The sequence below is a fragment of the Thermosporothrix sp. COM3 genome (assembly GCF_059696735.1).
Genome location: NZ_AP019376.1, coordinates 7,613,447 through 7,636,824, shown reverse-complemented (window position 1 = coordinate 7,636,824; position 23,378 = coordinate 7,613,447). Strand labels below are relative to the sequence as shown.

General features: G+C 56.6%; 24 protein-coding genes. 11 read left to right on the top strand and 13 right to left on the bottom strand.

The window, feature by feature from the left end; all coding sequences use genetic code 11:
• From KTH_RS32570 to KTH_RS32535, 8 genes are all read right to left on the bottom strand, one after another.
• A complete protein-coding gene (locus tag KTH_RS32570; protein ID WP_497623105.1) occupies positions 1-225 on the bottom strand; it encodes a hypothetical protein in 225 nt (74 codons plus the stop codon).
• Positions 226-235: 10 nt separating this feature from the next.
• Entirely contained in the window at positions 236-586 is a 351-nt protein-coding gene (locus tag KTH_RS32565) for a hypothetical protein (RefSeq protein ID WP_497623103.1), read from the bottom strand.
• 10 nt (positions 587-596) lie between these two features.
• Complete coding sequence (locus KTH_RS32560) at positions 597-1,703, bottom strand: ParM/StbA family protein (RefSeq protein WP_111326119.1); 1,107 nt, start codon at positions 1,701-1,703, stop codon at positions 597-599.
• A gap of 97 nt (positions 1,704-1,800) precedes the next feature.
• Entirely contained in the window at positions 1,801-3,459 is a 1,659-nt protein-coding gene (locus KTH_RS32555) for a hypothetical protein (protein ID WP_497623101.1), read from the bottom strand.
• Between the two features lie 74 nt (positions 3,460-3,533).
• Positions 3,534-3,809: a hypothetical protein gene (locus KTH_RS32550; protein ID WP_111326117.1), complete on the bottom strand. Its 276-nt coding sequence runs from the start codon at positions 3,807-3,809 to the stop codon at positions 3,534-3,536.
• 100 nt (positions 3,810-3,909) lie between these two features.
• Positions 3,910-4,155: a helix-turn-helix domain-containing protein gene (locus KTH_RS32545; protein ID WP_111326116.1), complete on the bottom strand. Its 246-nt coding sequence runs from the start codon at positions 4,153-4,155 to the stop codon at positions 3,910-3,912.
• Positions 4,156-5,106: 951 nt separating this feature from the next.
• Complete coding sequence (locus KTH_RS32540) at positions 5,107-5,868, bottom strand: protein-L-isoaspartate O-methyltransferase family protein (RefSeq protein ID WP_497623099.1); 762 nt, start codon at positions 5,866-5,868, stop codon at positions 5,107-5,109.
• A 65-nt stretch (positions 5,869-5,933) separates the two neighbouring features.
• Positions 5,934-6,110: a hypothetical protein gene (locus KTH_RS32535; protein ID WP_497623098.1), complete on the bottom strand. Its 177-nt coding sequence runs from the start codon at positions 6,108-6,110 to the stop codon at positions 5,934-5,936.
• A 157-nt stretch (positions 6,111-6,267) separates the two neighbouring features.
• Here KTH_RS32535 and KTH_RS32530 point away from each other — a divergent pair, with 157 nt between their 5' ends.
• From KTH_RS32530 to KTH_RS32520, 3 genes are all read left to right on the top strand, one after another.
• A complete protein-coding gene (locus KTH_RS32530; protein WP_497623096.1) occupies positions 6,268-6,768 on the top strand; it encodes a helix-turn-helix domain-containing protein in 501 nt (166 codons plus the stop codon).
• 74 nt (positions 6,769-6,842) lie between these two features.
• Complete coding sequence (locus KTH_RS32525; RefSeq protein ID WP_497623094.1) at positions 6,843-7,136, top strand: integrase core domain-containing protein; 294 nt, start codon at positions 6,843-6,845, stop codon at positions 7,134-7,136.
• Complete coding sequence (locus KTH_RS32520) at positions 7,088-7,573, top strand: integrase core domain-containing protein (protein WP_497623092.1); 486 nt, start codon at positions 7,088-7,090, stop codon at positions 7,571-7,573. The genes KTH_RS32525 and KTH_RS32520 overlap by 49 nt, the downstream gene beginning before the upstream one ends.
• Before the next feature lie 298 nt (positions 7,574-7,871).
• Here KTH_RS32520 and KTH_RS32515 read toward each other — a convergent pair whose 3' ends face one another.
• From KTH_RS32515 to KTH_RS32495, 5 genes are all read right to left on the bottom strand, one after another.
• Positions 7,872-9,251, bottom strand: a complete 1,380-nt coding sequence (locus KTH_RS32515; RefSeq protein WP_497623090.1) for an FAD-dependent oxidoreductase — start codon at positions 9,249-9,251, stop codon at positions 7,872-7,874.
• Entirely contained in the window at positions 9,209-11,935 is a 2,727-nt protein-coding gene (locus tag KTH_RS32510; RefSeq protein ID WP_497623088.1) for an NACHT domain-containing protein, read from the bottom strand. The genes KTH_RS32515 and KTH_RS32510 overlap by 43 nt, the downstream gene beginning before the upstream one ends.
• Before the next feature lie 476 nt (positions 11,936-12,411).
• On the bottom strand, positions 12,412-12,618 hold the full coding sequence (locus KTH_RS32505; RefSeq protein ID WP_497623086.1) for a hypothetical protein: 207 nt from the start codon (positions 12,616-12,618) through the stop codon (positions 12,412-12,414).
• Positions 12,619-12,772: 154 nt separating this feature from the next.
• Positions 12,773-12,979 carry a hypothetical protein gene (locus KTH_RS32500; RefSeq protein ID WP_497623084.1) on the bottom strand — a complete coding sequence of 69 codons (207 nt, stop codon included), beginning with the start codon at positions 12,977-12,979 and terminating at the stop codon, positions 12,773-12,775.
• Between the two features lie 141 nt (positions 12,980-13,120).
• The gene (locus KTH_RS32495; RefSeq protein WP_497623082.1) at positions 13,121-16,030 is read right to left on the bottom strand and encodes a helix-turn-helix domain-containing protein; all 2,910 of its coding nucleotides are present in this window, start codon (positions 16,028-16,030) and stop codon (positions 13,121-13,123) included.
• 406 nt (positions 16,031-16,436) lie between these two features.
• Between KTH_RS32495 and KTH_RS32490 the strand changes: the two genes are divergently transcribed.
• Genes KTH_RS32490 through KTH_RS32455 form a run of 8 tightly spaced genes read left to right on the top strand, consistent with a single transcriptional unit; the run spans position 16,437 to position 23,373 of the window.
• Positions 16,437-16,946, top strand: a complete 510-nt coding sequence (locus KTH_RS32490; RefSeq protein ID WP_497623080.1) for an LOG family protein — start codon at positions 16,437-16,439, stop codon at positions 16,944-16,946.
• On the top strand, positions 16,943-17,875 hold the full coding sequence (locus KTH_RS32485) for a hypothetical protein (protein WP_497623078.1): 933 nt from the start codon (positions 16,943-16,945) through the stop codon (positions 17,873-17,875). The genes KTH_RS32490 and KTH_RS32485 overlap by 4 nt, the downstream gene beginning before the upstream one ends.
• Entirely contained in the window at positions 17,872-18,990 is a 1,119-nt protein-coding gene (locus tag KTH_RS32480) for a hypothetical protein (protein WP_497623076.1), read from the top strand. Before KTH_RS32485 ends, KTH_RS32480 begins: the two co-directional genes overlap by 4 nt.
• A 10-nt stretch (positions 18,991-19,000) precedes the next feature.
• Entirely contained in the window at positions 19,001-19,831 is an 831-nt protein-coding gene (locus tag KTH_RS32475) for a CHAP domain-containing protein (protein ID WP_497623074.1), read from the top strand.
• The gene (locus KTH_RS32470) at positions 19,789-20,085 is read left to right on the top strand and encodes a lytic transglycosylase domain-containing protein (protein ID WP_111326102.1); all 297 of its coding nucleotides are present in this window, start codon (positions 19,789-19,791) and stop codon (positions 20,083-20,085) included. The genes KTH_RS32475 and KTH_RS32470 overlap by 43 nt, the downstream gene beginning before the upstream one ends.
• A gap of 15 nt (positions 20,086-20,100) precedes the next feature.
• A complete protein-coding gene (locus KTH_RS32465) occupies positions 20,101-20,376 on the top strand; it encodes a pilin (protein WP_111326101.1) in 276 nt (91 codons plus the stop codon).
• A gap of 14 nt (positions 20,377-20,390) precedes the next feature.
• A complete protein-coding gene (locus tag KTH_RS32460; protein ID WP_111326100.1) occupies positions 20,391-20,747 on the top strand; it encodes a hypothetical protein in 357 nt (118 codons plus the stop codon).
• Between the two features lies 1 nt (position 20,748).
• On the top strand, positions 20,749-23,373 hold the full coding sequence (locus KTH_RS32455) for a VirB4 family type IV secretion system protein (RefSeq protein WP_111326099.1): 2,625 nt from the start codon (positions 20,749-20,751) through the stop codon (positions 23,371-23,373).
• Positions 23,374-23,378 lie beyond the last annotated feature (5 nt).

Here is a 23,378-nt window from a genome sequence, read left to right as displayed (position 1 = left end):
CTACCACCCGATCATTTTGGCCCACCAGGAGCGCGCGGCCTCCGCCTGCTCTCGATGCCGTCGGATCACCTCAATCCCTTCACGCAGACGCCGCTCTTTCTCCTGCATCACCTCCGGTGGATCTTCCAGCGTGAACTGGATCTCCCCCAGCAAGGCACGCACCGCTGCTTCTGCCTCCCGTTGCGCCTGTGACGGCTTCCCAAACCATTGCCGTATTCCCATCATCTCACTCCTTTCATGCTTCGTCATCATCGCCAAACTGCATCCGCACCATCGCTCGCGCTTGTGCTTGCACCACCTCAGCCTCACTCATCTTCACAGGAGCTTCCACATCCTGAAGCGGTGGCTCCTCTGCCACTGGGGGCAGCCGGGCCAGATACGCCGGGGGAAACCAGATGCCTCGTCCTTGCCCTTCTGCACTCCCATAGAGATGCGCATCGCGATCGATCAGCAAGAGCGCGATATGCGGTCCCACAAACGCTCGTCCGCTATAGCGCCGGGCCTCTTCTCGGAGGTGCTGCACCACCGCGCTTCCTTTGGGAAAAGGCACCTGCACATACTCAAACTCCTCTGTATTGCGTGGCATCGACCACCCCTCACGAGCACAAGGCCTGCGCGATCCGCATGCTCCCTCGCGCATTCACCAGTTCCGCTTGTTCCACCGCTCGCAGGTGGGGCATCTTGCTGCGTAACACATCGTGGTAGAACCAGACCGAGCCCCCCACATGGTAGTGATACGGAATATGCCCGGCTACCACCTCGTTCGTGATCCCCCACAGCGACGCCGCCTCTTTTAAGGTCAGCTCTCCCACCTTGAGACAGCCTTCTCGCACGATACTCGCCAGTTCCGCTGCTGCAATGCTCGTGCGACCACAGGCAATCGTCGGATACGCCTCCGGGTGCCCACTCCGCTGAGAGCCATAGGCCCGCAAAATGTCACTGCGTTCACGCACGCTCAGCTTGCGCTGATAGCGCTCCTGGACCTGCTCCGCCAGGTACTCACCAATCTGTTCCACCCCCAACTCAACCCCTCGGCACAGTTCGGGCAGCGGCTCAAAGCCATCCAGCACCACAAACTCTGTGGTATAGCCTCCACCATCAATAAGCAGCCGTTGCTGCCTGGCGGAGTCAGCTCCATAGAGCACCAAGGCGGGCGGTCCTTCCACCAGAATCTTGCGGACCCGAATCGTGGCCCGCCGCTGCTGCCCATTAAGTTGAAAGACATGCTCGCCCTCCAAGCACGCACGCACCTGCCGCCGTAACTGCCTAGTGTAGTAGCCTACCGGCAGCGTCGTCACCAGCTCAAGCGTGTATGCTGTGGTGGGAATCGTCAAGCCCGAGGCGGCCAGCAGCCGAAGAAGCTGATCTCGTGAGGCATAGCGGGTCTCATCCCCTCGCTGCGTCGTGGCCAGTTTCTGGTGCCGCATCGCCATATATCCGACAAAGTAGTCTACCCCTTGATACGAAACCAACACATCCTGGTGATAGCGCTCATGAGCCGTTGGGACGCCATGCACCCCACTGCGTAACAAATCCAGTCTGGCCACGGAACCCAGGGCAATCGCACTGGGTAGCACCGTGATGTGTTCCTGACCCTCGATGAAGGTTGCAAAACAGGTATCGGTGTTGCCTCCATCAAAACCTGCCGGATAGCAAGGGGAGGTTCCCAATCCGCGTGCTTCATATGCAATCGTCATTGTCATCACAACGTCTCCTTTCACTGTCGTGATCTGTTCCCGGAACAGACCATATCGTCATTTCTGCTTCCCGGTCTGTTCCCGGAACAGACCAACACATGATTTACCATCGGTGTGGTGGCATCCTTTTTCGGTACTCCTGGGGCTTGATCCCCAGCTCCCGACACACCTGCTGATAGAGCCCATACTTGCGCCCGGCCAGCCCCACCGCCGCTGCGATCTCTCGATGCGAGAGCTTGCCTTGCAGACAGAGCCGCCGAATCGTTTCCCGCACCTCCGCGGAAACAGCTCCCTGCCTCTCTTTTTGGGCAGGTACCGCGGATGACGGCGGAAACACTCCCTCGATCACCCTGCCACGAGGCCCTCGCCCCGCTTGTGGCGCTGTTTCCTCCCCTGTTTCCGCCTCCGTTTCCGCCCCTGTTTCCACCCGTTTCCCGTTTCCCGGCACGGAAACAGCAGGAGATGACGCCCAGGGTTCTAGACTCACATCCTCCCCCGGTCTGCGGGCTCCCAGCGGTCCAGCTTCCACGGCATAGCGGGGCTGCTGCAAGATCATCTCCTCAATCTCATAGCCATAGACGAGCGTGCGTCCCACCCGAAAGCGGGTCACCTGCTCAGCCACCTGCCGCTTGTGATTGGCCGCCAGCAGCGCCTCACTGTGCATCAACAGCGCATGCACAAACACCGTCATCATCGCATTGCGCAACCAGGCCAGCCCCGCCACCTTCTGCGAGATGAAAAAGCCATACATCGCAAATCCCCGCGTCTCATAGCCGCACGTTTCCGCCAGGCACTTGATGAAGACCTGCAATTTCACCTGCTCCTCACTCAGCTTGAGCCCAAAGGCGGCATACAGGTCGGCCCGCTCCGCTTCAGAGACGCGCACCACTTGCTGACAGGTCGCGTTGACCTCATCAAAGACAATGAGCCACCGCTGTGTGCAGGGCCGGCGCCCCGCTCGTCTGGCGCGAAACTCCGTCAGAAAGAGCAGGATCGCCTGCTTGATCTCCTCTGCCGTTGTCGCCACCGGACGCAACAAGGCCTGCCGGAACGGGGCCAGTTTGCGGGCCAGACTATCGGGCTTATGCGCATGCAGGTCACAGAGCAACAGCTTCGCGCCCCAGGAGACCACATCCTGCACCTTGCCATAGACCGTATTGCTCTTGCCCGAATTGGAGCCGCCCACAAACCAGGCCGTTTTGAGCTGCTCCGGGGAGGCCAGTTCCAACTGCCCCGTCTCCGGATGGATCCCCAGCAGCGTCTGGCCGGCAGGCACCTGGTCCCGAATCGCCGGGTACTCAATCACCGCCGGAATCGCCTCCACCGCAGCAGGCAACGGGGGTGCAGACATACCCGCTGGCTCCTGAGCAATGCTGCCCTCAGAGGCTGGTCGCAACCGCGCCGGAAGTGCATCCACCTTCATCTGATCTCCCGTCTGCGTATTGCGGTATTCCAGTCTGCGCCCCTGGCGCACCGCCTCTGTCGACGCCTCTAGCAACGCGCGATAGGCTGCCCGATCTTTGCGGCTCTGTGAAAAGTCATCAAGAGCCCGAAGGCCACGAAAGAGCAGCGGCAGCACCCATGGCGCGCTCAGCGCACTCAGCACCAGCGCACTCAGCCCCACCAGACAACCTGCATGCTGCGTCACCGCCACACTCACCCGCTCCCAGAGCCATTGCAGCGCCAGCCACAGCAGGGACGCCGTCACCCAGAGCGCCAGCGCCACCGGCAGCGCCACATTGAGCAGAAAAGAGGGGCTCATGCGACCTCTCTGCATCTCTCGTTCCGCCATTCGTCTGCCTCTTTCATCGTTCTCACAGCGCCTCATCAGCGCTCTTATGCCCGCGCGACGGCTCGCACCTGTAGCTCCAGCAGCAGCCCCCCACAGAGCACCCGCACCACCATCTCTGGCCGCAGTACCACCGGACAGACCGACTCCTGCCCGAACCGGACGCTTGACAGCAGCGTCGTCTGCTGCCACTCCGCATCAGAGACCTCGAGCGTAAAGGGGGCCTCCGCCCACACCGGACAAAACAGCCGCGCAGGCGTCTCCAGCGGTTCACAGTGAATCCGCAGCCTCATCGCCCGCCGGGGCAAGCATACCTCGTCCATACCCTTCCTCCTTTCACACGTTCATCCTGTCATACGCTCATCCTACAAGCAGGGCTTCCAGCAGGGTCGCTCCTGCGTCCCCCCGCAGGGGCTCCGCTGCTCACTCCTCCAGGAGCACCAGATGCAACGCCTCCAACGTCAATGGCGGCTGCTGGCGCATGCGCAGCACCTCATTAATCGCCGTGAGAATCTGCACGGCCGAGCGCTGCCGCACCGTCCGCCCCAACTCCGCATTGCGAATCGTCGACGCCGAGATTCGCGCCCGTCGCACGATATCCTCGCGGGTCAGGTCCAACTCCTTGCGTACTTGTCGCAGCACCGACGGCTTTCTTCTCTCTTGTCGCATATCTCCCTCCTCCTATCTCTCTTTCTTCATCTCCATGATCAAAAAACACCTCCAGCTTCTCTCTTCGTGCGTACCGGCATGACCACATGCACACAGCACGCCGACACCACACCCAGAGGAAAATCACTGACAGGCAGCGTCCTCATCCCTCACCACAAAGGACCTGAGGATTGCGCATCATACAAGCGCTCCATGAGCGCTCTGCTCTCGCGAGCAGCAAGGAAGCAGGCATCCGTTCTGAAGCATCCTGGCTGAAAAAGGGCAGAACAGACGACTACATGTCACTGCCCACTGGCCTCTCGACGAACGGAAAAAGCGGGGAACACACACCACCAGCCGCGCACTCAGGCAAGATTGAAGACAATCTCTTTGCAACACGATCTAGCCAGAGCACAGAGAGTATGGTATAGTATCGGTGCGGTCTTGACCGCTTTGTTGGGACCTTGCCAGTGTCTGCGACCAAACGTTCACTGGCAAGGTTGCCTTTCTTCACACCACAACGCCCACACGCTGCCCTCACAGCAGCATCTTCACCTCATGGGTGCTGCTTTTTCACGCCCAAACACGTGGTAGCAACCACTAGTACACTCCCTCCTTTCATTCATCCGGTTGAAGTGTTGTATCTTCAACCGCTCCCCTTCAGTATACCTGACCCTCACGAGAATCTCAAGCGATCTCCTTCAATATAGGCCTCGCTCCCGAAAGCCACACCGACACCCTTCACGCTCTCTGGAGAGCACCCCCCTGCCTGCATTGCCTTTCTGCCCCGCCTCTTCCCTCACATCCCTCATCGCCTTTGGTCTTTCGCTCTCAGCCATCCCCTGGGCGCGTGGCTTCCGCCTGGGATTCGCTAGATGCAGCGACAGCCTGGGAGATGTACGACAAAAAAAGCATCTTCTAGCAGCCAAAAAAGCCGGGAGAGCAAAGAGGCTACCGGCTTTTTTTGTTGCTCTACGACACGCGCCAGAACTGCCACCATTTACGCTGGCTCGCCTGGCTGGAGGGCACATAGCGGTCTTTCTGCCAGGTCCAACCGACCGGGCGCGGTGAAACCAGCGGCACGAAGTAGAGCGTATGGGCAAACGTGTCGAGGACTTTCTGCGCGACCCGCCCTTGCTTTTTGTCTACTCGGAGCAGGTCGCCATAGACCCGCCCATCATCATAGACACCAGTTGGCGCAAGCAAGCGTGACTTCTCTGCTATTTGATTGAGGAGGTCTTGCTCAATATGATCCTGGGAAAAGGCACAACCGAAGATCATCCGATCAAAGGGCGCATATTGAGGCAGGCCTTCAGCGGCATCGCCTTCAAGGATGGTGACGTTCTCTATCCCGAGTTTTTCCAACCTATCCTTCGCAAATGTGACCCGTTTGGGGTCGCGCTCTACCGAGTAGACGTGTTTACACATCCTTGCAAGGATGGCTGTCTGATAGCCGGTGCCAGTTCCACCCTCAAAAACAATTTCATTGCCCTTGAGATAGAGAAATGCTACCATCTTGAAAATTACCAATGGCTGACTGAGTAGACCAGCGCACCCTTTATTGGTGTGGACATCGGGCAGAAAGTCGCGTAGCTCTTCCGGTACAAAGTGTGCTCGATCAATCGACTCAAACAGCGTTACAAGTTTCTCTGGGTATGGGTGGATGCGCTGTGCTCGCTCTCGAATGATATCCATAAAAGGACGGGTATGGTCAATAGGAACAAAATCTGCCATGCTTGCTACCTCCTTATCATAGAGCAAGAGAGAGGAGAATACTGTACTCCTCTCTCAAGTATAGCTTAATAGGGGTGCTCATTGGGATTGAGATCCTCTGTATACTCATTGTCTGGATCACCACGCAGCCCATCTTCTCCATCCCGTTGCTTATAGGGGTGATAATCTACGTCACCCCAACTCACACCACCTCCGCCACCACCAGAGATCTCCTCGCCATTCTGCGCCACCAACAAGCCCATGTACGATTTACCGCCTTTGACACGGCGCGGTTTCCTGTGCCGCGTGCAAAACCGAGCCTCCAAGCAGGAGGGATCGAGATGGGAGTTTGCGGCCAGCCTCTCCAGGCGGTACACTGAAGCAGGGTTGTTTCGTGCCTGAACCTGGATGGAGGTGTACATGGAAGCCTTGTGGCTCCAGCAGCGTGCCATGATCCGGCATCTGCTGCGCCAGCATCCCGACTGGACGCTTCAACAGATTGCCGACGCGGTGGGCTGCTCGACCAGCATGGTCAAAAAGTGGCGTGACCACTTTGCGCACGCCGCCTCAAATGATCTCTCGGTGCTCTTCTCTCGTCCCCGCTTGCCCCGCCAGCCCCGTCGCTCACGCTTCTCCCAGCGGGTGAGAAGCCGGCTCCTGGAGCTACGCGAACAGCCACCGGATGGCTTGCAACGGGTGCCTGGCCCTCGCACCTTGCTCTTCTTCCTGCACCGTGATCCCGAGCTGACCGACGAGCCGCTCCCTCGTTCCAGCCGCACGGTCTGGCGCATCTTGCGCGAAGAAGGCGTGCTCGTGGCGGCAGAGCCGCCTCAGCAGCAGCCCTGGCCGCCGCGTGAGCCACTGGAGGGAGTGCAGATCGATGCGCAAGGATGCGGGTCTTTCGCCAACGGAAGCCGATGAAAAGCGGGCGCATGTGGTCGAAGTGCTCAACTTTGTCGATGTGGGTACCTCCCTGCTGCTGGAAGCGGTCGTGCGTGACGACTTTCATGCGGCATTCGGCCTTTGAGGCGGTGGTGGCCTTCTTGCAGCGGTACGGTTTGCCTCGCATGCTCACCTTTGATCGTGATCCCAGATGGGTTGGCTCGGCTTCGGGGCGGGATTTCCCCTCCGTCTTGTCCCGCTTTCTGCTCTGCGTGGGCGTGCAGCCCAACGTCTGCCCGCCACAGCATCCTGAACGCAACGGGTATGTGGAGCGGTACCACCGCTCGTTCAAGGAGGAATGCTTGCAGGTGCAGCGCCTCAGACGCTCTCGGAGGTGCGTGAGGTGACGGCAGCGTATCTGCGCCATTACAACGAGCAGCGGCCCCATCAGGGACGCGCCTGTGGCAATCGCCCTCCCCGCGAGGTCTTCCCGAGCCTGCCCCAGCAGCCCAGGCTGCCAGAGCAGGTTGATCCTGATGCCTGGCTGCATGCGATGAATGGGCGAGCCTTTGTGCGACGGGTCAAGGTGGATGGCCGCATGATCGTAGAACATCAGCCCTACTACGTGAAACAAGCGTTGGCGGGGCAGACGGTCGCGCTGGTGGTTGAGGCCCACACCCGCCAGTTTGCCATCATGCAGGGCAGCACGCTGCTGAAGCGGGTTCCCATCAAAGGGCTGATCGGCACACCCCTGCCGCTAGCGCAGTTTCTTGAGCATATGGGCGAGTTGGCACGCTCGCAAGACCGCCTGCGCCGGCTCCAGCAGCGGGCAGCACGCGCCTAGCCCAAGCACCTGCGGGGGCGAGCAGGGGCATCATGCGCGCTGGAACGTCTGGACGCTTGCTCTGTGCTGCCTTCTTGCTTGCTTCTGCCTTCCCTCTCTTCCCTCTTCTGGTGTTCCTGCCTTCTTGCTCCTCCTTCTGCTTGCTTGCTGTGCACGCGGCACAGGAAACCGCCTGGTGTCGAAGGCGGTAAACTATACACCCTTGCAAGAGCATCGCATGATCTTGCTTGCCGTGTGCTGGTTCGCCCAAGCGACCTCGCCCCCTCCTCATTGCAGTCCATCCTCACCCGCCTTGCTTTCATTCCTGAGCCAAGGCACGCTGTTCCCTTCCATGCCGCCACTTCTTGACCCAGAGACGGAGTACCTGCTTCACCAGGTAGGGATGCAAAAAGCTCCTGGATGAGCGCAACATGTGCAGATATTCCTGAAAAATGAGCGAGGCACGCGGATCTATGGTTACCAGATGCATCAAGGTCTCGATATACTGTCGAACGATCCTACTTCCCCAATTCGTTTCTGTGTTGTTCCCGGCAAGGAGACGTTCAGCTCTTTCCGCATATTGCCAGGGCCGTCGTAACAAATGAGCTTGCTGTCGCTGAAAAACACGAGCCAGGGCACCATGATCCTGCTGACGCAGACAACGATCAAGCAAGACCGCTTCCAGGATCGCTATCGTCATTCCTTGTCCATAAACAGGATTCAAAACACAGGCGGCATCTCCCAGCACGAGGAAGTTTTGGGGGCCACTGCTCAACCGCTCAAAATGCCGCCACTGTATATGAGTTCTGCAATAGCTATCCATCGGCGAGCATGGTTGTCCTGCCTGTATTGCCCGGGCAATCGTCGGATCGGAAAGACTCTGTGCAAAGGCGAGAAAGGCAGCCTCATCCGTTGGAGGGGCATCCTCTCCTCTCCCGGAGAGGATTACCATCCACCGTCCGCCTTCAACCTCCATCAAGACCCCGTCTCGCCGCAGTGGCGGGGAAGCCCGAACAATGACCCCGTTCCAGGGGATCGCGTCCGGGACAGGAGACGCATACCAGCGTGTCGCATACCATTGATGGATAGCAACGACTGTTTCTTGGGGCGCTTGATATCCCAGCTGCTCTAACCAGATTGGAGCTTGCGATAGGGCCCCACTGGCGTCAATGATGAGATCAGCATGCACTTCCTGAGGAGCCGCCTGACCCCGTTTCAGGTAGCGTACTCCATCTATCTGCCCCTGCTGCTTCTCACCCAGCAACCCTACAACCTCCGCTCCCTCCACCACAGTGATGCGATCCGAGTGGCGAACCTCTTGCAAGAGATGCCATTCCAGAAAGAGGCGAGAACAATTCCACCCATGCAGACGAGGGGGGATCTGACACAAAGGCCCATAAGGAGACACATAGAGGCTCCCGCTCCCATACTCTCGGCCAATCGCTCCCGCCGCAAGCAATTTTTGGGTCAGCCCCGGAAACAGCTCCTCAAGGACATGCTGACCGCGCAAAAGAAGCGTATGTACTTGCTGCCCCTGAGGAACCCCTGAGCGAAACACAGGTTCAGCGGGATAGATATCCCGCTCCACCAGGGTAACCCGTTTACAATGCCGAAGCAACACGTGGCTTGTCACTAATCCAGCAATGCCCCCACCAATCACAAGGGCATGAGATCTGGATGGACTGGGCGATCTGCGCATAGATTTTCTTCTTCTCCTTCATTTTTCCTGTATGTGGCGAAATACTCCTGAAGCATGCGGTGCGCAAAGCGATACTCACTCCCCATCCGATACAACAGCATGCGCTCAACGGCAAAATCCAGAAACTGAGGATAGTTCCAGGGGATCACTCCTCGTCGCCAGAGCCAAAAACGCAGCAGCATATGTTCGATCCATGCGAGTCCCCCATGAAAGAAGAAGAACTGAAAAGCAAAGCGGCTCCCGCAAATCATCGCGAAGCGAAAACCAAGCAGCGGCCATCCAGGCACTCCAGTCAGAGCAAACGCCAAAGCACTGATGCCACCCCCTCCACATCCTCCAAGAGCCGCGAAAATGAGTGATGCCTTCACCGCATGACGAAGCGAGCGGGAAAGGCCTTCGTGTGGCCGCTGCAAAGCACGCTCCTCTGCATCTGACATCCGTGTCACCCAGGCCTCTGCGAAAAGCCCTGCAAACAGGGCCGTCAGGGCTCCGATACCGCCCGCTAGAACGCCAAAAAGAAGGCCATAACGCAGGCCATACACAAAGCCCTGGGAAAGACCTGCAACGCAGAGAAAGGTAATGCTCACTGCCAGAAACACCCAGCTCCCGAGCAAGAAACCATTCCGCACTTGCTCAAGCACCTGACGCCAGCTGACCCATTGCCAGGATGCCACTTCAGCAGGCTGGATCTGTTCTCCCATCCCCTCTACTAACCGGGTACCATTGGCCAGACCAAAAATGATCCCGGAGGGACTGCCAACAATGAGCGCATAGATCAGAATCAGCAGATGGGATTCATGAGAAAGCACGTCATACACCAGTCCATACCCGCACGTGCTACACAGCGTATAGAGCACACAATCCGTCAGCCGCTCTCTCACGCCACGCTTGCTGGCATTTTGCGGCTCTGGAGCAGGGAAAAGCGCAAGACATCCGCTTGCAAAACTCATACATAATCCACTCAGACAAGCAATCCCAAACCCGCGATAGAGACCATATGGAATCCCTCCCCACAGACTCAAGAAGAAACAAGCCAGCAGCCCACTCACCAGACCAAAGCAGAACCCCCGTCGACATCCTTCCCAGGCCCTTTTCAGGAGCAAGGACCAGGAGAGACGCAGGGGATGGGCTCTGCTCACGCGTCCAGCGAGGACAAAAATGAGGAGGAAGATCACGGTCAGCAAGACAGCGAAACTGGTGACATTTTGAAATCCCCCTCCCAGGCCAAGCGCCATCCATCCCAGTACCTCATTGCTTGGCTTCCCTGCAACCCAGGCCAGCGGTCCCGAGGAAAACGAAACCGGATCCCCATAAAAGCTGGCAAAGAAAATACTCAAGGAGAGCGTTTCCAGGCAATAGAACAGACGCACAATCCAACGACGATATTGGTGCTGTTGTCGTTGGGGGAGCCAATTTGGCTGCATGCGTTCTAACGAGAACTCAACCTGTCCGTGTCGCTCAAGTTGAGAGGCGAGCACTGCAAGATAGTGAAGGGTTTGTTCACGAGTATAGATGCTCCGTTGACCCCGCCGTTTCAGTACATGCTCAACATAACAGGCAAGCACCGCCTGCCGTTGTTGCAGAAGAACTGCTGCGTCCTGCTCATACGTAGCAGCCTGTCTTTCCATCCCTTCAGTGTAAACCAGACACAAAATTCCCAGTATGAATGGCGTTTGGGCCAACTGTCTGAGTCCCGGGTCACGCTGCAACGCCTGTTGAAGTTCCTTCCCTTGAGCACCTTTTTGCGCAAGCACCTGCTCAATCTGCTCCTGGCGGAGTGGCTGAATCTGAAGAGCATGACTGAAACAGAGTTGTCCCTTGAAAGCCTCATACTCCTTCGTGCGACAACACATGACCATCGGGACCAGCCCATGCGCCTGCCGATACCGATTTATCGCCTCGACACAACTTGCTCGCGCTTCAGAGTTGACCTCATCGAGTCCGTCAAGGAGCAAGATTACCTGTTCCGTCTCGATCCACTGACGAGCCAGCGGCTGAGGAGCGTAATATTTTTGCTGTAATTCTTGAAGAATCCACTCATCCAGCGAAAACCGTTTCTGCGTCCACTCTGCAAGATGCAGAACAACGGGAAGCAGTGGCATCGCCTGGTGTGCTTCCCGTTCCAGCAAGGCTTGCGCAAGTGTGAGCAGGAGTGTGGTTTTTCCCGCTCCTGGCTCACCGAGAATCAGGAGTGTACCATCCGCCGCATCATAAAGGTCCAGTAAGGAGGTTCCCGTTGGAATGAGCCGCGGTTTTTGATCCCACTCTGCAACCGCCAACCAGGGATTATGAACAGCTTCAGGGAGTTCCACCAGATCGGGGACAAGCAGGGTCATGTGCAAAGAACGCTCCAGCCCATCCGTGATCCAGCGTTTCCATATCCGCCGCAGCATGCGATGTCGGTGCTCATCACGATTTGATAACTCGTTGCGCGGAAATGCTCTGGGAAATTCGTCGCTGCCATGAGGTTGTATCTCTAGACCCAGCTCAACCAGCGCCTTTTTAAACAGTTTGCAAAGCTTATGTCGGTAGTGTGGGGACGGCGTGCGCAATCCACGCTCCCAGGAGCTTACCGTTCGCACATCCACCCCAAGTCGCTCGGCCAGGGCTTCCTGGGTCAAGCCATGCTCGTACCGGGCTTGCACTAACAGCTCATTCCGTTGGGGCGCTTGTTTTAAAGACATGCATCACCTCCCCAGAGACCACAACCACATTGCTTTTTCTCTATCATAGCCAAACCAAATTCATACGTTCAATACAACTCTTTTTTTAAGTAAGAACATTTTCTTTATATTTTAAACATAAAATGAATCGTATACCATCTATATCCCTACAATCAGATACATAGCTCTTCTTCTCTTTCTCGACAAAATCAGAAATAAAAGCAAAACAGCTATTTCTGAGCATACACAACAACGAGACGCACCTTTGGGTACTGTGTGAGTGATGTGTGGGTGCTGTACCTTCTCACCTCGGGCATGAAAAGGCACAATGCCACCAGACGGTTTTCATTCTTCGTTTTTGAACGCTCTCCCCTGATGATGGTGGAGTGAGGAAGGGAAGATGTTATGTATCGCATTTGTCTGTTTGCCGGTTCCAGTCCTGGCCCTGACTGCTCGCAGCACGCAGCCTTGACACTCAGGATATCGAGAAATTGGCTTCACCCCGCGTCATAAATGCTGAGAGAAAGATGATGATTCTTGATCATATTAGAGACGATCAGATCTTCTACCACAATATAGTGATACCAATCGACAAAAGCGTTCCGCCACCAGCTCGAACCGCCTGTTCGCAACAGCACAGGCCCCTCAGATGACCTGAACAGGAGTGCTGCCAGGCCCTGAGGCAGATAACGTCTTCTCGACAAAGTAAGTGGTTTCTGTCGAAATATTCATGTTCTCTCCGTTTTCTTCTGCTACACTAGAAATGAACAGTTTCACCATCTACAAAGAAGAAGAGGTGCTTTTTCTATGAAAAGTCAATCCAGGCTCATCGAACAGGGAGAACTGTGGCAAGGACGCTCAGGAGGGTACAGGCTCGCCCGTCTCCTCTCCGAGATCGCTCACCCGCTGCTCGTCACCCTTCCCACCTTCCTTCCGCTTGCCTTTCTCACGGCCCCAACGCTGCTGCAAGGACTGGTCTGGGGAGCAGTGACCACATGCGGTTTCAGCCTGCTCCCAGGGTTGCTTATTCTCAGCGGCGTGAAACGCGGTACGTATACAGACCATCTCCTGAGCGTTCGTTCACAACGGCTTCGCCCCTTATTCTTTTCCATTCTCTGTATGGCTACTGCCTGGGGAATCCTCCTCCTGCTTCAGGCATCGCGTCCCCTGCTCGCCACAGTCACCGCTGTGCTGATTGTTGTTGCCTCAGGAACAGCCATCACCTGCATCTGGAAAATTAGCTTTCATCTGATCGCTCTTACTGGCTGCCTCACGACCTATACGCTTCTCTTCGGCCCTATCATGCTTCTCCTTGCTCCCTGCTTGCTGCTGGTCGGTTGGGCTCGCTGGTATGTACGAGCCCATACGCTCGCGCAAGCTTGTGCCGGGATGTTGCTTGCTCTGGTCGGGACCGTGCTTGTCTTCTGGGGGTTTGGCTTCCCGCTGCTGCCCTGACGCAAAATACTCCAGCAAGAGGCGGTGAAGAAACAAATAGCCACCGCCTCGTTTACACAGCACAATTCGCTCAGCCGCTTCATCCAGGAACCGCGTATACCTCCATGGCATCGCTCCTTCCCACCACAACTGTAGCCGCAGCAGATAGTGTTCAATACACGCGTTCCCCCCACGCACCATCCCGAAGATCAGAGCAAAGACAACCGTAAAAATGATCCCGAAACCAACGCCCAGCACAGGCCAACGCGATACCTGTCCCAGGAGCCCAAAAGCGAGCGCACAGACACTCCCACTTGCCAGCCCGCCAAGCGGTCCAAAAACGCAGGCGGCAAAGCACGCATGTGAGGCAGAGCGCCGGATCCCTTCATTTGGCCTGCTCAGATAGCGCTCATCAAGTACATCGCTGGACCACCCACTATTCAAGATCCCGGTGAGCAGACACGCTATACCCGCAATCATGCCGACAATGGGTCCAAATACCGCCCCGTACGCCAGACCATAGAACCCATCATGGGGATGGAAAAGCGTGCTTGCAGCTCCCAGCACAAGACTCACAGGAAGCATGACAGACAGACAAACAATACCGGCGCGACGCCCATCGGTGAGCCAATGCTGCCTGACAGCTTTCCAGGACCATGCCACTTGCTCCGCCGGATAGATTCGGGTACCCAACTCACGAATCACTTCGCCACCTCTCCCAATCCCAAAGAAGGCCCCAAAACTGATCCCAACAATGGTGCCATACGCAAGTGCTTCTCCCCAGCCAAGCAGCACGAGTTCGACAAGAGTGAAGCTGCCTCCGGTGGCAACCCCCATACTCAGCCCAAGCCATGCATGGTCAAGCCAGCATGCAAGCCTCTCCTTTCCCTTCGCTTTTTGCTTCTCGCTACCATATCGTCCCGCAATCCACGCATTGTAGATACCAATGAGCAAGCCGTCAAAAAGGCCAAAACCGAGCCCATAGGAGAGACCAAGCGAAATCCCTCCAAAGGCGCTGAAAATGATCATGCCTCCAATGCCAACCACAATGCTCGCTTTGACTCCAATGCATACACCTTCTTTCAGTGCAGTCCATACCGGCGAGAGATCACGCTTTCGCTGATGACGCGCGCTCGACGCTGGGTCAACCAGCAGCAAGATCAGTAAAGAAACAATTGCAAAAAGAAAACCTACGGTTCCTCCACCCGTGAGCCCATTACCCAGACCCGGAGCCATCCACTCTAATACCTGGTTTCCCGGCCCTCCTCCAAGCCAACCAAGCAGTCCCGCCCCAACACCACTCTTTCCGTTGCCACTTCCCCCACGCAATAACGCCAACAAAGCGCCAAGCACGATCCCGATGCAACTGTAGACAACGCATACCGTGAGCCGATAATGGAGACGCCGGGCTCGTTCCGTCTCCAGAAAATCAGGCTGGAGCCGCTCAAGGTAGAATGCTGTTTGCTGATGAGCAAGCAATTGTCGCGCGAGCCAGTGAAGCCATTGGATCGTTTTCTGAGGAGAAAAGTGCCGTACAGGCCCCCGCCGCTGAAGGACACAGGTGACATATGCCTGAAAGAGATGCTCTCTCTGAAGCGCCCCTCTATCGCACGACGCTGCATTGGATTGTCCTTCGTATATTTGACAGAGCAAGGTGAAGAAGAGGGGAGTTGCCGCCATTTGTCGTAAGGACGGATTTTGATGCAGTTCTTCTCGTAATACCGAAAATATCTCTCCCGCCTGTTCAAGATACTGATCGATGTGTTGCTGCGTCAGCGGTTGCAGCACGACCGCCTTCCTCAGGTGAAGCAGGCATGCTTCCGCATAATACTCGTCAGTCCGGCAACAGACCACAAGTGGTACCAGTCCATGCGCATCTCGATACCGATTCAGCATCTCGATACAGGCACCACGATGAGCCAGAGCCACTTCATCAAGCCCATCCAGCAAGAATATAAGCTGCTCCGTTTCAACCCACTCCCGCACAATATTACATGGAATACGATATTTCTCATGTAATTCCTCGCAGACCCACGCCTCAAAGGAAAGACGTTTACGGCTCCACTCCGCCAGATGCAACACCACAGGAAGCGGCAACGATGCATCCTGACCGGCTCGCTCCAGAAGCGTCCGTGCCAGGGTTAACAGAAGTGTCGTTTTTCCCGCCCCCGGCTCGCCCAGGATCAGCAACGCCTCGTCCGCCATCTCATACGCCTCCAGAATGGTTGTTCCCGAAGGAAGCACTTGCGGAGCTCGTTGTAACTCCTGGGCGACATGACACCAGGGATTGTGGAGAACATGCGAGCGCTCCTCTAGATCCAGCAGGATAAGCTCTCGATGTAACCGGCACTCTAATCCGTCCGCGATCCACCACCTCCAGACCCGCTGGAGCAGCTTCGCACGATTCTTCTCTCCCTGCTTGCTCCAGAGACATGCTGCTGCTTGCTGCTCCGTCTCAGGAGGAGGCATCAGGGAAAAACCTAACTCAACCGAGGTCTTTTCCAGCAGTTTGCAAAGCTTATGTCGGTAGTGTGGGGACGGCGTGCGCAATCCACGCTCCCAGGAGCTTACCGTTCGCACATCCACCCCAAGTCGCTCGGCCAGGGCTTCCTGGGTCAAGCCATGCTCGTACCGGGCTTGCACTAACAGCTCATTCCGTTGGGGCGCTTGTTTTAAAGACATGCATCACCTCCCCAGAGACCACAACCACATTGCTTTTTCTCTATCATAGCCCAACCAAATTCATACGTTCAATACAACTCTTTTTTTAAGTAAGAACATTTTCTTTATATTTTAAACATAAAATGAATCGTATACCATCTATATCCCTACAATCAGATACATAGCTCTTCTTCTCTTTTTCGACAAAATCAGAAATAAAAGCAAAACAGCCATTTCTGAGCATACACAACAACGAGACGCACCCTTGGGGTCTGTAGGGGGACTGTGTGGGTACTGTGTGAGTGATGTGTGGGTGCTGTACCTTCTCACCTCGGGCATGAAAAGGCACAATGCCACCAGACGGTTTTCATTCTTCGTTTTTGAACGCTCTCCCCTGATGATGGTGGAGTGAGGAAGGAAAGGTGTTATGTATCGCATTTGTCTGTTTGCCGGTTCCAGTCCTGGCCCTGACTGCTCGCAGCACGCAGCCTTGCAATTGGGTCAAGCGATCGCCCATCGGCGGTGGAGTTTGATCTATACAACAACCCCCGGGGGGCTCGCTGAACTTGCAGCTTCGGCTGCACAAGCCGCTGGTGGCGAGACCATTCATCTCAAGGCCACCGAAAGGGATCTCCAAAGCGAGCTGTTCACAGTTCAGTTCTTGCTTCAACTCGCCGACGCCATCATTGTCCTGCCCGGTGGACTGGAGACCTTCACATCGCTTTTTGAACTCCTACGCTGGAAACAGCGAGGGTGGTTGGCCCACAAGCCACTCGGCCTCCTCAATACGCACGGCTACTTCAAGGGCATCTTGTATCAGCTTCAGCGAGCACACCTGTTCGGCTTTGAGGAAGCGCATCCCTTGCTCTATCTTTCCTCTGATCCAGCGCTCTTGCTCGATATGTGCAGCCAGAAAACGGCAGGGAGGGGCGCATGAAGAAGGCCACTCATATTGTGCTGTTTTGTTGCCTGCTGGCGTCCTGCCTCTCAGGCATAACCGCCTGTGGCACCCCTTCACAGCCCTCCTATCTCGCTTCTGATACAGAAGAGCTACTCTTGCTCAAGTGGATGCCAACAGAACAAAGTCCATTCCTGGGGCAATTTACCAAAACCAGTACTGACGAGCCTTCAGAAGCTTCGGCAAGCGTGACTCCTCGCGAAACTACCTATTCGATCCAGGTTGTCGTTCAGCAGGATCAGGTCAACATTCATCTTGGTCATCTGTTTTCCTGGTCGGGGACACTTCATGACGAGCGGCTCGACGTTGCAATGCTTACAAATTCATCGACCACGTCCTTTTATCCGGTCACCCAGGAAGCTTATCAGCAGATTCGTACTGGCTTTCTGGCCCATATGACCGTTCGCTCGTACCTGCAACAATTGCAGCGTCATGACCAAGCCTGGACGGATGCCGTCGCGGCGCCCTTTGCCACTAACCTGAAAGGAGCCACAGAAGATATTTCTCTGCTCAAAGAGAACCTGAAGAGAGCTCGTACCTCGGAAGATCTTTGTCCCTTCTTTGCAATCTGGGTTCTCCCCATCTATCCCTTTCCCGAAGAGGTCTTTCACCTCGATGAGAAACCGTTGCAAGAGATGCACAGCTTACAGCAACGCATTGAAGATGCATGGAAAACCGCCAATGCCAGTCCGCTCCCTGCCTTTGCCGGTCCGCTCCCCTGGAAAATCTCACAGAACGAAGTGACACAAGCACTCGCCTCACTGAAACACAAGATAGAGGCGCTGACCACCGCCAAAATCCAGGCACAGACCCAGATGCAGCAATCACAGCAACAATATCGTGTCCTCGCAACTGAAATCGAGGCGCTCAAAAAACAGTGTCATCTGGAAGGAGATCACCACTTATGAAATGTTGGTTCGGGCGAATAGGTTCTGTCCTCTGGCTTGGTATCTTCCTCCTGGTCGGTCTTGAGATCAGCGGGCTCACAACACGAGCCACTTCAGCCCTCTCGCTTTCCTCCACCGCTCCTGGCTACGGTTACGGTCTGGGACCCTCCTCCCGGCCCAGGATGCTCTCTGAGGAACATCATACTCGGATCTGCCAGGAGACGGCACCCCCAAGCCCACTGGAACAAAAGCCATCAGTCTGGAATGTCTTGTCTTCTGACACCTCGGATGTTCTCAGGGTAGCCGTCCTCAAACCCATTTGGAAGGGACTTTGTTCCCTCTATGAGGGAGCTGTGGCGGAGGGGAAAAACTTTCTCTTCACAACAGGCTCTAATCTCACCTATGAACAACCTGCCGTCAAACAACTGCATGACAAGATGATGCTGGCAGCCTCCGCACTGCTGTCAGTCTGTTTTCTCGTTGCAGGCTATCATGTGCTCTGTGGAGCCAGCTCCCTTCAGGTCCTTCCGCGACTCCTGCTGGCCTTTGTCTGCTTGCTCTCCTCGCCGCTCCTCTTTCAGCATGTCCTCTCGATCCAGAATCTGCTTTCACAACTCTGTTTAGGAACCGCACAGATCGAGATCGATGTTGCCTCACATCTCACAAACGGGCATAGTCTTTTTGACGCGAAAGATTCAAGCTGGATCACCACCGCTCTGATTTTCTGCCTGGCACTCTTGCTGTTCTTTCAAGCGCTCGTTCGTCTGGCGTTGCTCGATGTCTTATGGGTCATCTCTCCTATCGCGCTGCTCTGCTACGCTTTTCCTGCCTGGCAACGATGGGCCAATCTCTGGATGAGTGCCTTTATCGCCACCATTTTTGTACAGTTCGTTCAGGTGGTTGTCATCGTGCTTGGTGTCGGCCTGGTCTCGACCTTTGGAGGTGAAAGCGGGATCCTGGGCTTCCTGGTCGGGAGCGCGATCCTTTGTCTGGTCATGAAAATCCCCGGGTGGTTTGCCAGCGCGGTGTGCACGACTCTGGCTGGAACACCCTCAACAACCGCAGTGCTTGGACAGGCCATTCGCCAGACGGCTCAGGTGGGTGGGGCGATCGCGCGTGCCATGCTGACAGCATGAGGGAGGATCCATGAAACTGTTTTCTCCTGGCTCGGGCTGCGCTCTTCTGGTCCTGCTCCTGTCAGTGCTCTCCTGTTGTAGCCTGATGCAAGCTCTCCTTCCGCAGGTGCGAGAGCAAGGCCCGCCAACCACGCTAAACGGGAGCGAGCTCGCAGCACGCGTCGTACGGGCCGCCACCGAGATGGGCAAACACCTCTCGGGCAATCCAGATACCCAGTATCACCCGGAGCGGTTCCCGCAAAACGTGCTGACCTATTGGAACCAGGTCTGCCCAGTGAGCTCGGATTGTTACTCCCTCTGGCAGCCCGGACGACTCCAGTGTGTCTTTCTCGTCACCGGGGCCTATGCTGCTGCTGGCGCACCCTTACCTGCCGCCCCCAACGCGAGTGACTTCTGGGAAGTCTATGCTCATTTTCCGGGATGGCAACGCATTCCGGTAGGGAAGGGACTCCCTGCTCCCGGGGATATCCTGGTCTGGAGAGGCGGCACCTATGGCCATGTGGCGATTGTTCGTGAGATCACTCGTCCCACCGCTTCTCATCCCGGAAAACTCACCTTCATTCAAGCCAACGGGCCGCGGGCCTTTGACGAGCATTCCTTGCTCCCCAGCCTGCATCCGGTAACCTGGCCAGGCTTTGAGGTGCTGGGCTATCTACGCCCTATTGCCCAACTAGGCAGGATCTGCCCGACTCCCCCTATGTGGAGTTGGCCCGGCAGGCCGCGCACCAGGCAGGCCTGCGAGGGCAACAGATTTCCTGGTTTCTGCGCCAAATCAACCAGGAAAGCGGCTACAATCCGATGGCGCTTTCTCCGGCAGGAGCAGCAGGTATCGCCCAACTGATGCCAGAGACCGCCACCCGGTTGCATGTCGATCCCTGGGATCCTGAAGAAGCCCTCTCAGGTGCAGCTCGGCTCATGAAGAAGTATGTGGACACCTACCACGGAGACTTTGCCAAAGCACTCGCGGCCTATAATGCGGGCCCAGGCGCCACTGAGCATGCGATTGCTACCTTTGGGGCAGACTGGCTCGCCCACCTCCCTACAGAAACCCAACACTATTTGCAGCGCATTCTGCGCAACGAGTACGAAGCGTAAAAGGAGGTCCTTTCGATGTTCTTTGCTCTCACTGATATGACCACCCTGGTGCTTGCTGATGTGAACTTCAACCAGACCATTCTGAACCTGGTCAAAGTCTTTGCTGGCTTTGTGGGCGGCTTCGCAGCCCTTTCGTTCCTCTATGCGGGCTATCTGTGGATGACGGCCGGCGATAACGTGCATCAGGAGACCGCTGCTAAGAAAGCACTGGCCTCAGCCATTATCGGCACCATTATCGTCCTGGGTGCCATCACCCTATCAAACCTGGTCACCTCAGCTCTGGCCCAGTAGGAAAGGAGGTATTGATGAAACGCTGCACCGTTCCACGCTTACAGACTCAGGACATCGTCTTTTCCATTCAGGCCATTGATATCTCGTTACGGCAGTTCCTTTGCCTCTTAACGGGTGTCTTCCTCTCGGCAAATTGCTGGCTCAGTTGTGCAAGCTGGCGGAACGGAGGTCTGCTCGAACTCTGTTTCTGGGGACTCTTCCTGGCCCCCCTGCTGCTGGCCCTGCTCTTCGGGTGGGGCTCCTGGCAGGGGCAGCCCCTTGAAGTCTGGGGTCTGCTCGTGCTGCGCTTCTGGTTGCGCCCACGCCATAGTGTCTGGCGTCCGCTTACTGTCAGCTCACTCTCACCCCACCACGACAAGGAGGAACAATAAGATGCCGTTTCCCTGGTTTCCTTCGCGCCCCGCTCGTCTGGGCAGCACACACACCTTCGTACCCTTGCGTGCCCTCTCTGAGGGTATCGCCTGTTTCTGGAATCCCAACGGAGAGCGACGCTATTGTGCACTGCTGGAAATTACCGGCAAGAACTTTGCCCTGCTCTCGGAGACCGAACAAGAAGCTATTTTTCAGCTCTATCAGCGCTTTTACAGCACACTCCCGTTTCCTACACAGCTTCTCGTCCGCGTCACCCGGCTCGATCTCTCGGCCTATACCCGTTTCCTGGCTCCTCTCAGTGAGGAGCCAGAGAGTCTGGCCGCCTCTCATACAGCCTTCCTGCACCAGCATACGACTAACACCATGCTTTTAGAGCGACGCTTCTACCTCGTTGTGTCGGCCGATCCCTTTGCCGTCGAAACCGCTCCCTGGCGACGCAACGCGCGCCGCAAAGCCGTTGCACTCTCTCATGAACAGGCCTGGCAGCAGGTCCAGCTCCGAGTAGAGCAAATCACTACCGGTCTCCAGCAACTCGACCTGCATGTACATCGGCTGGAGAATCCCGAGATCGTCCGCCTCTTCGACGCCTATTATGGCGCCCAACGAGCGACCCAGCAGCCACTCACGGAAGAAGCACTGCAAACCGCCTTGAGCACCCAGATGCGCCTTGACGATGTGCTTGCCCCCTCGTCCATCCGCATCGAGAAGGATGCGCTCTGTCTCGATGAGCGCGAATGGCTCTGTGTACTGGCCTTGCGGGGCCTCCCCCGCCTGGTTGCCCCTGGCTTTTTGCAGCAGTTGATCATGCTTGATGAGGAAATGGATCTCGTCTTTCATCAATTCCCGCTCAAGCAAGAAGAGGCTCTGCGCCTGCTGCGACGGAAGCAGACGCACTATCAGAGCAGCTTGCAGAGCCAGCACCTGCAAGGACGTACTGCCAACCCGCATCTGCATGTTGCGGCCCAGGACATCGAGCCCCTTATTGAGCGCATCGCCGGAGGCGAGGAGCAACTGCATGAGCATGCGATCCATTTACTCGTTCGTGCCCCCTCGCGCGAGGAACTGAATCGACGAGTTCAGCGCCTGCTCGATACCGCCTATACTGTCAGTTCCCATCGGCCTCATGTGCTCCATTTTGAGCAAGAGCGCGGCTTTCGCACCTGTATCCCGGGCTCCTTTCACCCCGGCTCACGCCTCCCCCTTCCAAGTAGCGCGGTAGCCGCCTGCTTTCCCTTTTTTAGTAATCTGGTGTACCGCCCCACGCCAACCGCCCTGCTGGAAGGAATCACCATGCAGCAAGAACCGGTCGTCGTTGACTGGTGGGACGAGCTGGCCAACGCCAATCGCTTTCTGCTGGCGCCCTCCGGTTCCGGGAAAAGCTACAAGTGCAAGCTCGATATCATGCGCCTCTTGATGATGGATCAGGCCAGAGCCAGACGGGGCGAGACGAACGGGGAGCAGCTCCAGATTATTGTGATCGATCCCGAGCGGGAATATCAGCGCCTTTGTACTGAGTTGGGAGGACAATGGATCCGCTTCTCGCCGGGCTCCGCCCACCATCTCAATCCTTTTGATTTGCCCCGCCGGCGGCACCAGCGAGCAGAGGCCGCCGCCCTCACCAAAGAAAATATCCTTGCCAATCAGATCCAGCGGCTGCATCTCTTGCTCGATATGATGCTGGCCCATCGCTCTCCGGAAAACCCGGATGCCACCTTGAGCGTCGAGGAAAAAGCGCTCCTCGATATTGCTTTATACGAGTGTTACCGCAAGGTCGGCATCTCCTCCGATCCGGAGACGCATCAGCGACCGGCCCCGCTGCTGCGGGATCTCTCCTCGACGCTGGAAAGCGGCGATTGTGGAGAGGACACCACAGGCCTGGCACGCCGTTTGAAGCGCTATGTGAAGGGGAGCCTCTCGGGGCTGTTCACGGATCAGACCAATGTGAGCCTTGAGAATCCTTTCGTCGTCTTTGATGTGCGCGATCTTGATGATGAACTGCGCCCGATTGCTCTGCTCATGATCGCCCATGCCGTCTGGAATCTCTCCTTCGCTTCCACCATGCCCCGGCTGCTCATTATTGATGAGCTAGCGACGCTCTATCGCTATCGGGCAGGGGCCCGTTTTGCCGAGGAGATGTTTCAGCGGGCCCGCAAGCAGTATCTTGCGATTACCGGGATCACCCAACATCCCCGCCTCTTCCAGGAGAGCGCCATTCTCGCCAACTGCGCCACCCACATCCTCTTTCGGCAGGATCACACGACCGCTGAAGAGGTGGGGCAGCTCTTCAAACTCTCGTCGCGAGAGATCCAACTGGTACGCTCATTCCGCCGGGGAGAAGCACTCATGCTCATGGATGGCAAACGCATGCCAGTCCGTTTTCTTGCCAGCGAGCAGGAGCATCGCCTTGCCACCACCAATCCTCGCGAGCTGGCCGAGCAATGGACGAATGCACAGCACTCCTCGACTCCCGCTCCCCCGCAAGGTCCGGAGCACAACGGTGTGAAGCCGCAGCGCAGCACAGCGACCACTTCAAACTCTGAGGAGCAAGTCAGTGGACTCAAGCCCTTTCCGCTGACGGCCGTGGAACCAACCAACGGCACCTCGCGCACACAGAAATTGCACTAAGCAAA

Excerpts from the sequence above, each read along its gene's own strand:
- KTH_RS32455 (WP_111326099.1), top strand. The coding sequence starts at position 20,749 with ATGCCGTTTCCCTGGTTTCCTTCGCGCCCCGCTCGTCTGGGCAGCACA.
- KTH_RS32470 (WP_111326102.1), top strand. The coding sequence starts at position 19,789 with ATGGCGCTTTCTCCGGCAGGAGCAGCAGGTATCGCCCAACTGATGCCA.
- KTH_RS32555 (WP_497623101.1), bottom strand. The coding sequence starts at position 3,459 with ATGAGCCCCTCTTTTCTGCTCAATGTGGCGCTGCCGGTGGCGCTGGCG.
- KTH_RS32570 (WP_497623105.1), bottom strand. The coding sequence starts at position 225 with ATGATGGGAATACGGCAATGGTTTGGGAAGCCGTCACAGGCGCAACGG.
- KTH_RS32480 (WP_497623076.1), top strand. The coding sequence starts at position 17,872 with ATGAAATGTTGGTTCGGGCGAATAGGTTCTGTCCTCTGGCTTGGTATC.
- KTH_RS32520 (WP_497623092.1), top strand. The coding sequence starts at position 7,088 with ATGCTTGCAGGTGCAGCGCCTCAGACGCTCTCGGAGGTGCGTGAGGTG.
- KTH_RS32560 (WP_111326119.1), bottom strand. The coding sequence starts at position 1,703 with ATGACAATGACGATTGCATATGAAGCACGCGGATTGGGAACCTCCCCT.
- KTH_RS32535 (WP_497623098.1), bottom strand. The coding sequence starts at position 6,110 with ATGGGCTTGTTGGTGGCGCAGAATGGCGAGGAGATCTCTGGTGGTGGC.
- KTH_RS32485 (WP_497623078.1), top strand. The coding sequence starts at position 16,943 with ATGAAGAAGGCCACTCATATTGTGCTGTTTTGTTGCCTGCTGGCGTCC.
- KTH_RS32495 (WP_497623082.1), bottom strand. The coding sequence starts at position 16,030 with ATGTCTTTAAAACAAGCGCCCCAACGGAATGAGCTGTTAGTGCAAGCC.
- KTH_RS32510 (WP_497623088.1), bottom strand. The coding sequence starts at position 11,935 with ATGTCTTTAAAACAAGCGCCCCAACGGAATGAGCTGTTAGTGCAAGCC.
- KTH_RS32540 (WP_497623099.1), bottom strand. The coding sequence starts at position 5,868 with ATGGCAGATTTTGTTCCTATTGACCATACCCGTCCTTTTATGGATATC.
- KTH_RS32530 (WP_497623096.1), top strand. The coding sequence starts at position 6,268 with ATGGAAGCCTTGTGGCTCCAGCAGCGTGCCATGATCCGGCATCTGCTG.
- KTH_RS32565 (WP_497623103.1), bottom strand. The coding sequence starts at position 586 with ATGCCACGCAATACAGAGGAGTTTGAGTATGTGCAGGTGCCTTTTCCC.
- KTH_RS32515 (WP_497623090.1), bottom strand. The coding sequence starts at position 9,251 with ATGCGCAGATCGCCCAGTCCATCCAGATCTCATGCCCTTGTGATTGGT.
- KTH_RS32490 (WP_497623080.1), top strand. The coding sequence starts at position 16,437 with ATGTATCGCATTTGTCTGTTTGCCGGTTCCAGTCCTGGCCCTGACTGC.
- KTH_RS32550 (WP_111326117.1), bottom strand. The coding sequence starts at position 3,809 with ATGGACGAGGTATGCTTGCCCCGGCGGGCGATGAGGCTGCGGATTCAC.
- KTH_RS32460 (WP_111326100.1), top strand. The coding sequence starts at position 20,391 with ATGAAACGCTGCACCGTTCCACGCTTACAGACTCAGGACATCGTCTTT.
- KTH_RS32545 (WP_111326116.1), bottom strand. The coding sequence starts at position 4,155 with ATGCGACAAGAGAGAAGAAAGCCGTCGGTGCTGCGACAAGTACGCAAG.
- KTH_RS32500 (WP_497623084.1), bottom strand. The coding sequence starts at position 12,979 with ATGGTCTGTATACGTACCGCGTTTCACGCCGCTGAGAATAAGCAACCC.
- KTH_RS32465 (WP_111326101.1), top strand. The coding sequence starts at position 20,101 with ATGTTCTTTGCTCTCACTGATATGACCACCCTGGTGCTTGCTGATGTG.
- KTH_RS32475 (WP_497623074.1), top strand. The coding sequence starts at position 19,001 with ATGAAACTGTTTTCTCCTGGCTCGGGCTGCGCTCTTCTGGTCCTGCTC.